This is a genomic window from Vitreimonas sp. (assembly GCF_036392335.1).
Taxonomy (GTDB): Bacteria; Pseudomonadota; Alphaproteobacteria; order Caulobacterales; family Aquidulcibacteraceae; genus Vitreimonas.
This window is the reverse complement of the sequence record NZ_DASVYD010000068.1, coordinates 1-12,419: the sequence shown is the minus strand read 5'-3', so window position 1 is coordinate 12,419 and position 12,419 is coordinate 1. Positions and strand designations below refer to the sequence as shown.

The window sequence follows — 12,419 nt, the reverse complement described above, 5'->3', positions numbered from 1 at the left end:
CTGAAGCGCTGGCGTTTGCCGCTTGGCTGACCCCTGTGCTCGGCGCGTTCTACGTGCTGCATTGGCTCAGCCTCGAGAACATGGTCGACGCGCTGGTCGCCAACGCGCTGCGTACGCTCGTCCTGCTCGGCGCCGGGCTGGCGCTTCTGCCACGCAAAGACGCCGCGTTCGGCGACGTCGCGCGCTGGCGCGGCCATGCGCTCTTGATCGCAGGTATTGCGTTCTCGGCGTTCTGGGGAGGTTTTGCGCTTAATCCTTGGTGGGGCGGCGCGGACGCCGCCCCTATTGCCGGGCCGATCCTGTTCAACGCGCAAGCGATCGCGTTTCTGGCCCCGGCATCGCTCGCCCTTTACGCAGCCGGCCGCGTGTATGCGCGCGCACTGGAGCCGGCGCGCCTCTATGCGGCCGCTGGCGCTGGATTCGGCCTGATGTGGGCGGCGCTGGAGATTCGTCGCACTTTTCGCGGCGATCAGATGGCGCAACCTGCGATCGGCGTATTCGAAGCGTCCATGTACGCGCTGCTCTTTATCGGCGCCGCCTTGATCATCGCGCTCGCCGCGCGCGTCCGCGCCTCCAAGGATCCCGAGCGGCCATTCACGCGCGATCTGCTCACGATCATGCGCCCCGTCACCGGCGTTGCGCTCGCGGCGGCGCTGATCCTCATGTTGGGCTTCCGGCACCCATGGTGGGGCGCGCAGGATGCGCCGCTTACCGGCGACAGCGCCACCGGCTGGGCGGTCGTTTCGCAAGCTGCCGCCATCGCGCTCTCGCTATGGCTCGCGCGCGTTCTGTCGATCTCGCGTCCGGCCGAACCGGCGCGTTTCGCCGCGGCCGCCGCCGCGGCGCTGTTTGCGCTGAGCCTTGGCGTGGCGGGCGTACGTTGGCTCTATCATCGCGGCGCAATGGATGATGGCGTGGCGCTGCATGGCCTTGAGGGGCTCGCCTACGCGGTATGGCCGCTCCTGCTCGTCTCGGCTGCCGCCTATTTCACCGCCCGGGCGCCAGGCCGCGATGCAGAGCGCGCGTATCTCTACGATCTGCAGGCGATCTGGGCGGCGGCGATCTGGCCAGCGATGGGATTTGCGGCGCTGGGTTTGTGGGGCTTGTTCAATCCGTGGTGGGGCGTCTGGCCGGTGCGCGCGAGCAATCTGGGCGGATTCCTCACCATTCTCGCCGGCTTCGGACTCGCCGCGTGCCTCAGCGCGGTTGCGGCCCGTATTCCGCACGTGCACGCGCGCCGTTGGCTTGCGCGTGGCGGCGTGGCCATGGGCGCCGCTCACCTTTCCATCGCCGCCATCATGCTGACGCGCCGCCTTTTCCACCATGAGACGATGAGCGCCGCGCCGGCGTTGGATTCCGAACTTTGGACTTATGTCGCTGTCTGGGTGGCGTGTGCGATCGCGGCGTTCGCGATCGGCACGCAGCGCGGCAATATGGGCTTGCGCTGGTACGGCATCGGTCTCACTGGCCTTTCCATCGCGTACGCCTTCGCGCTCGCCTTCACGCGCCTGAGCGGCGGCGCGCAAGTCGGCGCCATTCTCGCCATTGCGCTGACACCGTTTGTCGCGGTGTGGGCGGTGCGCGCCTTCAAACCGCCCGCGCGCCTGCTGCGTGAAAGCGATCTCAGAGACATCACCCCAAGCGCGCGGCGTGAAAGGCGACATGGTCGGCGATATAGGTCGCCATGAAGAAGTATGAGTGATCGTAGCCGTCGTGACGACGCAGCGTGAGCCTCTGCCCCGCTTGCGCCGCCGCCGCTTCAAGCAATTCCGGCTTCAGCTGACTTTCCAAGAATTGATCGCCTAGGCCCTGATCGACGAGGATGTCGTCAAACGATTTGGCTTTGCCTTGCGCGATCAGCAGCGCTGCATCGTGCGCCTTCCAGCTCTCACGATCGTCGCCAAGATAGGCGCTGAACGCCTTTTCGCCCCAGGGGCAGCGCGTCGGTGACGAGATCGGCGCGAACGCGGAGACACTTCTAAACAGGTTCGGATGCTTCATCGCCAGCGTCAGCGCGCCGTGGCCGCCCATCGAATGGCCGGAGATTGCGCGGCGCGGCGCCAGATTGAAATTGTGCTCGACCATCTCGATCAGATCGCGCGTGACGTAGCTTTCCATCTTGAAGTGCGGCGCCCACGGCGCTTGCGTCGCGTCCACATAGAAGCCCGCGCCTTGGCCGAGATCGTAGGCGGGATCATCGGCGACACCCTCGCCGCGCGGCGACGTGTCGGGCGCGACGATGGCGACGCGATGCTGCGCGGCCGCGCCGTATGCGCCAGCCTTGGTGGTGAAATTGTCTTCGGTGCAAGTGAGGCCCGAGAGCCAGATCAGATACGGAAACGGCCCCTCGCCTGGCGGCGTGAACACGGAGAAGCGCATCAGCGTGCCGGTCGCGGCGCTTTGATGCTGAGCGTAGGTGAGTGTGCCGCCGTGAATGCGGTGCTGGGCGCGAGTTTCCATGTTGGGCTCTTATGCGGTTGCGGACTGAGTTGCAAAGCGGGCGCGGTGTTCGGGGTTCGGTTTTCGGGGATCGAGGCGCGCAGATTTGGCGGCGCTGCGTGATCGCAAACACCGTTCCGACAACCGAGAACCGATACCCGAATCCCGAGAGAGGTGGGGCGCGCCGGAGGCGCTGGTTTAGTTCCGAGGTGCGTCGATCCTTGCGGACCAACGCTGCGCATCGAGCGCGCCCCTTCGTCGACCATTATTCCCGGACTGGGATAGGGCTTGCTCTGCTCACCTCGAGGGAAACCGCCGAGGGGCCTTAGACCCGAATTCACCAGATTTCACCGGTGCCACGTGCAACAGCTTCCGAGTGCTGCTGGGCCCTGCGGTTTCATGCCCCGCAGGCAATGCATGCGCCGTTCGTTTCGCCGCCTGGATCGGACCTCTGCCGAGCATCCCATCCTGCGCACTTCCTCAACAATGCCGACGTCTCCGCCTTCATCGAAGCGACGCGTGCCACGCTGGCCGCGGTCCAACATTCCAAAGCTTCGGTGCACTTCGAAATCCTCTCGTGTTGGACGCGAGGAGGCTACGGGCGGTGTGAAGCGGTTGAATAGATTCGCTGGGTGACGTTGAAGGCGTTCCGTTTTTGCGCGCTGGCTAGTGGGATAGAGCGCGGTGTATCCAGCAAAATTCTGGACCGCCTCCCCTTCTCCCTTGCGGAGAAGGGGCCGGGGGATGAGGGGCGAAGATGCACGTGCGTTTGGTGGAAGAACTTAAGCGCACAATGCGCCAACCATCGCGCTAGCTGAACGCCCCTCACCCCCTAGCCCCCTCTCCGCAAGGGAGAGGGGGAATAGTGCCGCTAGTTTGGTTTGGCGCCGTCTTTGGCGAAGCCGGCCATGAGTTCGGGGTATTGGTGCGGTTCTGGGAATTTGTCGAAGCTGTGTTTGGCGCCGCTGACGACGCCGGGCAGTTTTTCGCTCGTGTAGGATTCGATGTACGGGACGATCCAGCTGGCATCGTCGAGCATGGTCGGGCGGAAATTCACGAATTGGCCGCCGGCGATGCCCGAGGTGTAGAGCCAGTTTTTGCAGTACGCGCAGAAATGATGGACGCTGCTCTCGCGATGCTCGCCGCCGATTTCGGTCGCGCCTTCAACCTCAAGCCCCGCCGCCGGCAACATCAGCGAAAGCGAATAGGGCCCGCTGGTCAGCTTCTGACAGCCGCGGCAATGGCACGCCATTGTCACCATCGGCGCTGCGCTGATGCGCATTTTCACGCGGCCGCAGAGGCACGACGCGGACCAAGGGAGCTTCCAATCGGTCATTTCGTAAGCTCAGGTTTGATTGAGTATATATCGACGACTTCGCTCGATCGCTCGTCTCGCCATACAATAGCTTTTGGCGCGTATTCCTCCGGATAGAGAAGAACACGATCCCAAGTCTCTTCCCATGTGTCGAATCCGGGACGCGCACCGAGACCCGGCACAACATCCTCCCATAGAAACATCCATCCCGGAGGTGATGACCAAATTCGTAGTGAACGCCGCGGTGGCCCTTCCGACTCCGCCACGAAACTAAATTCCGGCTCTTGGTACGGCGCATAAGTAACCGCCGCTCCAAGCTCTGCTTCAGACAACTCTGGAAAGCGTTGACGTATCTCCGCAGCGTAAACGCCCTTCTGCTTCCAGTATGCCTGCACCTCAGCAACGGTGATTGACGTGCCTTCGACAAAAGGTTCGCCGCCAAACTTATCGGGATCGGTGACGATCGGGCGCGTCATCGCATCAATAAACCACCACGCTCCGAATGCTCTCGCCTTTGTGCATCAGGTCGAACGCTTCGTTGATGCGTTCGAGCGGCAGTTTGTGCGTGATCATTGGGTCGATGGCGATTTTGCCGTCCATGTACCAATCGACGATCTTCGGCACGTCGGTGCGGCCGCGCGCGCCGCCGAAGGCGGTGCCCTTCCAAACGCGGCCCGTCACCAATTGGAATGGACGCGTGGCGATTTCCTTGCCCGCTTCGGCGACGCCGATGATGATGCTTTCGCCCCAGCCGCGATGGCAGGCCTCGAGCGCTTGGCGCATCACAGTGGTGTTGCCGGTGCAATCGAACGTGTAATCGGCGCCGCCGCCGGTGAGTTCAACCAAGTGCGCGACGATATCGCCGCTGACATTTTTCGGATTGACGAAATGCGTCATGCCGAATTTGCGGCCCCATTCCTCGCGCGCAGGATTGATATCGACGCCGACGATCATGTTGGCGCCAACGAGCTTGGCGCCCTGGATGACGTTCAAGCCGATGCCGCCCAGGCCGAAGACGATGACATTGGCGCCGGGCTCGACTTGCGCGGTGTTGGTGACGGCGCCGACGCCAGTGGTGACGCCGCAGCCGATATAACAGGCGCTCTCAAACGGCGCGTCCTTGCGGATCTTGGCCAGCGCGATCTCCGGCAGCACGGTGAAATTCGAGAACGTCGAACAGCCCATGTAGTGAGCGACGGGCTTGCCTTTGTAGGAAAAGCGCGAGGTGCCGTCCGGCATCAGGCCTTTGCCTTGCGTGGCGCGGATGGCGGTGCAGAGATTGGTTTTGCGGCTGAGGCAGCTTTTGCACTGGCGGCATTCCGGCGTGTAGAGCGGAATGACGTGATCGCCGATTGCGAGGCTGGTGACCCCCGCGCCGAGTTCGCGGACGATGCCGGCGCCTTCATGGCCGAGAATGCTGGGGAAAATGCCTTCGCTGTCGAGGCCGTCGAGCGTGTAGGCGTCGGTGTGGCACACGCCGGTGGCTTTGATTTCGACCAGGACTTCGCCAGCCTTCGGGCCTTCGAGATCGAGTTCGACAATTTCAAGCGGCTTTTTGGCTTCGAACGCGACAGCGGCCTTCGTCTTCATCGGCATGGCTCCTTTGGCGGCGCTTATAGCGCAGCGCCGGGCCAATGCGTCAAAAGGAAAAGCTCAGCGGTGGTTGCGCTTGCCCTTCGCCGGCCGCTTGGTGGGGACGGACTTCGCCGTCTTCTTCTTGCGGACGGTCGCCTTGGATTTCGGCGACGGCTTTGCGCGCTCGGACTTCGACGGCGCCTCGTCGCGCGCACTCAAGCGGCTCGGCACTTCGGCCACGAAACGGCGCGCCGCTTGAACAAGCGCCTCCCGCCGCGCCGGCGACACCAGATGATCCTGCCCGGCCAAGATGTACACGGCTTCCACCGGGACGAGCGCCGCTACAGTTCGACCATAGCGATCGAATCCAATAACGGCGCCCTCGACTTGTGCGGTCTCAAGAGCTTCGGCGAAATTGGCGCGCGCCTCGGACGTGGAATAGATCCGCGATTTCCGATGTGCGCGTGTTGCCGCTTTCTTGCGAAGCTCTTTGACCGATTTCATCCCGTCGCCAACTCACTTTCCTCGGGCGGCAATTCTCCGAAGAGATAGCTGTCCCAATCGATTTGCGGGGCGAGGTCTCTCCAGCTTCGGAGCGCGAGAGCTATCCCCCCGCACTCAATCCAGACTGTCTGCAGCCGCGCCCCCGCGGTGCCCACGTGAGACGCAGGCTCGCGGACGCGCGTTAAGAATTGACGAATTTTCCGCCCACACATCTCATGTTGTACAAACGACACAGAATGCGTGCGGTATTGGGACAATTTGTCGGCAATACGCGCCCACAATGCTGCGCTTTGCTGCTTCACGTCCGCAACGCTAGCGCGCAAACGTGACAGGATCGCAGCAGCGTCGTGGCGCGCCGCCTCGATCCGATTTGGTAAATCCAGTTTTCCACGCAACTGCACGCTGCAATTCGGCGCAATTTCGCGCGCGTTGTCCTCCTCATCGGCCTGCGGGCCAACGGCGGCGTCGGCATTCGCCTCAGGTGCGTCCGCGACAATGACGGCGGTTGTGGTGTGCTCGGCTTCCTCTTGTGGCTGCTCACTTTGCCGCTTGTCGCTGGGTGGCGGGCGCCGCTTGAATCGCGGCGGCTGGTTCACTTTGTCCTGCGCTAGATTGATCTCGAAATGCCGCGCTTTGCGGTCGAGCTGCAGGCGCCATCCGTGCATCCTGAAGCGGATCGATTTGATCTGCGCCTCAATATCCTGACGTTTCGTCTCCGGCGCCAGTTCCCAACATTCTTCAATCGCCTGAATGCAGAACATCGTCCAACGACAGAAGGTCGTCACGTCGCTCATTTTCGGCGCACTCTTGATATCTTCTGGTTTCGCACCGACCCATTTCAAACTCGCAGTCGCCATCGCTAACGCCCTTTTTGCTTACCCCTAACGTGTGGTGCTGCAGTCGGCGCGAACCAAACAGGCAAATGACAGAGCCGTCAACGCGTGCCTTTTGCACCACAAGCATGCGCGCGTTCTGTACAGATTAGACAAAATGTTTGACGGGTGGCGTGCGCTGCTCTTTGGTCTGCGCGGTTCGGTTGGGTGCTGGGGTGACCCTGATGGATTCCGAGCCGGCGCCGGCGGGGGCTGCAGTCGCGAACCCCGCCGGCGTCACGTTCATCCTCCGCCCGCCGCCCGCGGACCACACGGCCAGCGCGACATTGCCAAAAAGCAATCCGAAAAATTTCGCCGGAGGGCGGAACGGAGCGCCGCCGGCCACGTTCTTTCCACGGCGCCGATCTACTCCCCCCGCCCAAGGCGCCACCGCAGCACGGGCCGGATCGGCAGATCCGGCCCACTGCCGTTCCCCTCAGATGCCGATGAAGTGGCTGGCGCAGCCGCCCCGTTCCGTCCAGGCGTGGAGCATCCAGCCGGTTTGCTCGTCGGTGCGCGGCGCGATCGGCTGGCCCGGATACATGGCGATGCCGTACGCCCATGAGGTCGAGGGCGCGACGACGACTGGCGCGTGCGCGATCTGTCCGAAGGCGACACGGTGATGGTGGCCGCAAATGACGCGCATGACGTGGGGATGCTTGGCGATGACGCGCGCCAGCAGGTCGGAATCGTGCAGGCCGATATTGTCAAACAGGAGATCGTGGGTGGGGAACGGCGGATGATGCAGCGCCACGATGGTGGGTTTGTGCGGCGCTGCGGCGAGCGTTTGATCGAGCCATTCCGCGCCGGCTTCGGTCAGCAATCCATACGTCTCACCCGGCACGATCTGATCGACCGCGACCACGCGCACCGGGAATTGCTCGATCGCGTAAGAGAGTGCGCCGGCGCGCGGAAGGTAGGTATGGCTGGGAAAGAGATCGCGCAGGCGCGAGCGTTCGTCATGATTGCCGGGCATCAGATAGAGCGGCGCCGGCGGGTCGCGCAGCGCGCGCGACAACGCTTCATATTCTTCCGCGCGCTCGTCATTGACGAGATCGCCCGTGAGCAGGATAGCGTCGGCGCGATACTCGGCGGCCTGGGCCATCGCCTTTTTGAGCTTGGCCGCCGCCACGCCCTGATCATCGGCGCGGACGTGCGTGTCCGAAATCTGCGCCAGCAAAAATCTGCCGCTCATGCGGCCCACCCCATGTTTCTCGTCGTCACGCCAAAGACAGCATAAACCAGGTCATGTGCATTGCATGTGACCGCGGGCACAGTGTCTGCAGTTGACAAAGCTCAGTCGAGCGTGCGCGCGACGCGGAAGCCGACGGCGGCGTTGCGCCGATCGGCGGGGGCCGATTGCCGCGCGGCGGCGCGCAGGATTTGCGCCTGATCGGAGAAACCGCCGCCGCGATAGACGTGACGCGCGCAATTGTTTGCCTGAACCGCGGCGCCGTCGATGGGCGCTTGGTCGTAATTGGCGACGTAGCAATCCTCGACCCACTCGCCCACATTGCCGTGCATGTCGAACAGCGCCCAGGCATTGGCGTCGTGTGCGCCGACGGTGCTGGTTTGGCGGGCGCGGAAGGTGGCTTGGGTGGCGGTGACGCGCGGGCCGAAGGCGTAAGCGTCGGACGCGCCGGCGCGGGCGGCGTATTCCCACTCGGCTTCGCTGGCCAAGCGATAGCGCAAGCCGCCGGCCTGCTGGTTCAGCCAATCGAGATAGGATTGCACGTCGTTCCAGGACACGCCGGTGACGGGGCGCGCGCCGCGGCCCCAGCCATTGTCGGGCGGCGAAAAGCCGTTGCAGCCGCCGCCGGCCAAGCATGCGTCCCATTGCGCGAAGGTGATCTCGTATTTGCCGATCGCGAACGGCGAGATCGAGACTTCGCGTTGCGGGCCTTCATCGCGGCCCCGCCCTGCTTCGCTGGCGGGCGAGCCCATGACGAAGATGCCGCCGGGCAGCACCACCATCTCGGGGCAATTGGCGCAATCGGTGAAGGTGTGGCCGGCTGTGTAGGTCGCCGCGGTCGGGACCATATCGATCACCGGCTGCTCGTCGCTCAGCGCGCCATTGATCTGTGGCGACGCTACCGCATCGGGCTGCTGCTCAGCCGGCAGGAATTGTTGCGAGAACCGCCAGATCGTAGGCGCGAAATACGCGCCGATCGCCAGCAGCGCGATGGCGACGCCCATCGACGCGTAGCGGCGCGCGGCGCGCACGAAGCGCTGGCGTTTGGAAAGGATCTCAAACGTCTGCACGCGCTGCTCGATATTATCGAGCGGCTTCTGCCCGCGCGCCTGGAACGCCGCCGTCGGCGACGAGCGCGCCATCGAGCGGAATTCGGCGGAGACGAGCGCGGTGCCGGGCTCCGCCAATTCTTGCAGACGCGCGGCGACGTTGACGCCATGGCCGAGCAGATCGTTGGTCGCCGTGACGACGACGTCGCCGACATGGGCGCCGACGCGGATTGGCGGCTCGCCTTTGGGGCGCTTGTCGAGAATATCTTGAACCGCGCCCAGAGCAGAACCGGCCGAGCCGAATTCCAGCATGAAGCCGTCGCCGGCGGTGTTGAACAAGCGCCCGCCATTCTTGGCCGCGACTTGCTCGATGCGCGCGCGCAGGTTTTCCACCTTGCGGGCGGCGTTGCGCTGATCGCGCTCGGACATCGTTGAGAACCCGACGATGTCGACCGCTACGATCGACGCCAAACGGATTGTCCGCTCCTCAGTATTTTCGACCACGGCTCATCATCCCCACGCCCGCGAGGATAGCCTCCTGCCCGAGGCAATACCATCCTTGGTTCAATCGGCTGAATCCGCGATGAGCAAAAGCGCGCTCATGTTCTGGATGAAGGTTCCCGTCGAAATGCCTGTTACCGGGGTGTCGGTGACGTAAGGCGAGGTGTCGAAACGGTCGCCGACCAGAGTCTGGCTGAAATCGCCGGGCGAGGGCGCCGCCGGCGGCTCGCCCGCGTAGGGTTGGGACGTAGCCGTGAGCGGGGTCGGCCAATACCCGTCCGCGTTGAGTTCGGCGATCAATTGGCGGGCGCGTTCCGGCGTGGGTCGTTCGAAATCGCCGCCGCCCGCGTTCGAGGTCATATCGGAGACTTCGATATTCTCGGTGGTGAAGAAGCGCGGCAGTTCGAAGCCGGCTTGTGGACGCAATGGCGACGACGCGCGCAAGAGATCGGGCGAAGCAGCGCGCAAGCGCTCAAAGCGTGTGCGCAACGCATCTAGATTGATCGCGCGCCATTGCGAGTAATGCGTGATCGGCTTGGCCGGATCGTAATTCCAATAATATTCGCCGCTCGCCGCGTTCGAACCGCGACGATGATTGATGCGGGCGCGGTTTGTGCCGAGTTCGATGAAAGTCGGATATTCGCGGCCGCGCACTTGGATCTGATCGGCGGGCAAGCGCACTGATTGTAACCAATCGAGCGCTTCAGGAATGCGTGCGATGAACCGCTCATCGCCCGTCCATTCATAGAAATCCATCATCTGCGCGATATTGCCGGCGGTGGTGTGCGTCGCCAGCGCGTCCGGCTCGTAAGAACGCGCGCCGATGGGCGCGAGTGTCTCGTGGTGGTGTTGCAGCCCCCAGCCCGCTTGGGGCGCGGGCTGTTGCGTGACGATGAATATCTCCATCGCGCGGCGGATCGCCGCCAAGGCGCGCTCATCGCCGAGCGTATGATAAACCATGAGCAAGAACTTGATGTTCTCGTCCGCAACCGCGTCATTAAACGTAATATAGCGCGTGTAATCCGGATGGCCGTGCAGCGACGGCGCATCATTCACGAACGGAAAACGCTGCGGCCAGCCGCCGTTTTCGTATTGGCTGTCGAGCACAAACGCGATCGCGCGCTCCAGCGGCGCACGCAGACGCGACGAACGGCGCACGAGATATAAGCGCAGCAAGAATTGCGACGCTTCCGACGTGCCCGCGTCATCGAAAGTCGCGTTGCCGTAATAATGGTGGAATTCTTCGAGCCGCCAGCCATTCTTGCCGATCGTGTCGTACCAGCGGCGCGTGCTCTCCTCGCCCGCGAAATCGTAGAGATAATTCCAGCCGCCCGCTGGATGCTGCGCGGCGATCAGACCTTCGGCGACTTCCATCGCGGCTTGGTAGTAGAACTCGTCGCGCGTGGCGTTGAAGCAATCGAGATAGAGATGGCCGACCGTCGCCGTGCCCGGCGGCTGAATCCAGATCATCGTCGGGTAGGCTTCCATCTCGCCCCAGCGGCGCGAGAAGTCCGGCAGATAGGACCAGACATAGCCGCCGCGATACGCCGCCTCTTCGCGCATGAACCGCGCGGCGCGCTTCATCGCGTCTCGCGCTTGGGCTCGGAGTTCATTGCCACCGGTGTCAGCGCCAGGGTCAAAAAAAGAGGCGCATGCGCTCGTCAACACAGCGCCCGAGGCGCCGGCCAGCAGGCCGCGGCGTGAGGTGGAAAAGCTCTTCATCAGCCTTCGCGATCCTTCCCTTCGAGCCTAGCGCGACGGACCGGGGGCCGGCGGCGCGAGCTCGTGCTTCTTGATCTTGCCCGCGGCGGTGCGCGGGAACTCCGTCACGAACGTGACGTGACGGGGGGTTTTATAGCCAGCCAGACCCGCCCGGCAAAACTGAATCAATTCGGTGGGGCTGACCGGCGACGCCTCGGGGCGGAGCTGGATGAAGGCGTGGCCGACCTCGCCCCATTTTTCGTCGGCGACGCCGATGATGGCCGCCTCAAGCACCGCCGGATGCCGCGCGAGCAGGTTCTCGATCTCAGCCGGGTACACGTTTTCGCCGCCGGAAATGTACATGTCCTTGATGCGGCCAGCGACGTAATAGCAGCCGTCCGCGTCGCGACGGCCGACGTCGCCGCTCTTGAGCCAGCCATCGGCGGTGAAAGCCCTCGCCGTCTCTTCCGGCCTGTTCCAATAGCCCGGCGTGAGGCCCGCGCCGCGCATCCAGATTTCACCGCTCTCGCCCTCGGGCACGTCGCGGCCTTGGCCATCGACGATGCGCACATCGAGCAGCATTTGCGGTTTGCCAACGGAGCCGATCTTGGTGAGTGCATCTTCGGGCGCGGCGACGAACGCGGTCGGCCCAGTTTCAGTCATGCCGTAGCCGTTGCACACGCGCACGCCTTTCGCGGCGTAGCGTTCGACCAACACGTCGGGCAAGGGCGCGCCGCCGCAGCCCCAGGCGCGAACGCGAGAAAGATCGGCGCGTTCGAACTCGGGATGCAGCGCGAGTTGCTGATAGACGGCCGGCACGGCGAAGAAGACATCGACCGAAGGCATCAACGCAAATGCACGCGCTTCGTCGAACCCTGGCATCACGGTCACCGTGCCGCCGGCGATCAAAGTCGGCAGCGTGACGAGCTGAATGCCCGCAGTGTGAAAGAGCGGCAGGAAATTGAGCGTGCGATCGCCAGCGCGCACGCCAAACGCTTGGCTCACATGAAACGCGTTCACCGCGCTCATCTGATAGGTCTGGATCACGGCCTTCGGCACGCCGGTGGTGCCGGAAGTGTAGGAGAGCGTCCAGATGTCGTCGCCGTTCCAGCGGGATTCGGTTCGGAGAGGTGGGGCGGCGACGAGCGCTGACTCATAGCGCTCCCCCGCGTGCGGGGGAGCTGTCAGCGAAGCTGACTGAGGGGGGACAGCGCTAGTGTTTGACGGACTTTCCCCCTCCCCTCGCTTCGCTCGGACCTCCCCCGCACGCG

At 63.8% G+C, this 12,419-nt stretch carries 11 protein-coding genes; 1 reads left to right on the top strand and 10 read right to left on the bottom strand.

The annotated features are described in order from the left end of the window. On the top strand, positions 1-1,688 hold a 1,688-nt coding region (locus VF769_RS16135; protein ID WP_331009456.1), incomplete at its 5' end, for a DUF2339 domain-containing protein. On the opposite strand, the gene fghA is transcribed toward VF769_RS16135, so the two are convergent. From fghA to VF769_RS16085, 10 genes are all read right to left on the bottom strand, one after another. Continuing rightward, positions 1,633-2,460 carry an S-formylglutathione hydrolase gene (gene fghA / locus VF769_RS16130; RefSeq protein ID WP_331009455.1) on the bottom strand — a complete coding sequence of 276 codons (828 nt, stop codon included), beginning with the start codon at positions 2,458-2,460 and terminating at the stop codon, positions 1,633-1,635. The genes VF769_RS16135 and fghA overlap by 56 nt on opposite strands. 850 nt (positions 2,461-3,310) lie before the next feature. Further along, positions 3,311-3,775, bottom strand: coding sequence for a GFA family protein (locus VF769_RS16125; protein ID WP_331009454.1), 465 nt, complete (start codon positions 3,773-3,775; stop codon positions 3,311-3,313). Continuing rightward, positions 3,772-4,230: a DUF433 domain-containing protein gene (locus VF769_RS16120; RefSeq protein WP_331009453.1), complete on the bottom strand. Its 459-nt coding sequence runs from the start codon at positions 4,228-4,230 to the stop codon at positions 3,772-3,774. The genes VF769_RS16125 and VF769_RS16120 overlap by 4 nt, the downstream gene beginning before the upstream one ends. Positions 4,231-4,234: 4 nt before the next feature. Then, entirely contained in the window at positions 4,235-5,344 is a 1,110-nt protein-coding gene (locus VF769_RS16115) for an S-(hydroxymethyl)glutathione dehydrogenase/class III alcohol dehydrogenase (protein ID WP_331009452.1), read from the bottom strand. 63 nt (positions 5,345-5,407) lie between these two features. Then, positions 5,408-5,833, bottom strand: a complete 426-nt coding sequence (locus VF769_RS16110; RefSeq protein ID WP_331009451.1) for a hypothetical protein — start codon at positions 5,831-5,833, stop codon at positions 5,408-5,410. Continuing rightward, positions 5,830-6,690 carry a hypothetical protein gene (locus tag VF769_RS16105; RefSeq protein WP_331009450.1) on the bottom strand — a complete coding sequence of 287 codons (861 nt, stop codon included), beginning with the start codon at positions 6,688-6,690 and terminating at the stop codon, positions 5,830-5,832. Before VF769_RS16105 ends, VF769_RS16110 begins: the two co-directional genes overlap by 4 nt. A 451-nt stretch (positions 6,691-7,141) precedes the next feature. Further along, entirely contained in the window at positions 7,142-7,900 is a 759-nt protein-coding gene (locus tag VF769_RS16100) for a metallophosphoesterase (protein ID WP_331009449.1), read from the bottom strand. Positions 7,901-8,001: 101 nt separating this feature from the next. Next, positions 8,002-9,450: an SUMF1/EgtB/PvdO family nonheme iron enzyme gene (locus VF769_RS16095; RefSeq protein ID WP_331009448.1), complete on the bottom strand. Its 1,449-nt coding sequence runs from the start codon at positions 9,448-9,450 to the stop codon at positions 8,002-8,004. A gap of 60 nt (positions 9,451-9,510) precedes the next feature. Further along, positions 9,511-11,169 (bottom strand): pectate lyase, encoded by a 1,659-nt coding sequence (locus VF769_RS16090; RefSeq protein WP_331009447.1) that lies wholly within the window; start codon positions 11,167-11,169, stop codon positions 9,511-9,513. A 27-nt stretch (positions 11,170-11,196) separates the two neighbouring features. Continuing rightward, positions 11,197-12,419, bottom strand: a 1,223-nt coding sequence (locus tag VF769_RS16085; RefSeq protein ID WP_331009446.1) for an AMP-binding protein, incomplete at its 5' end; no start/stop codon positions are given.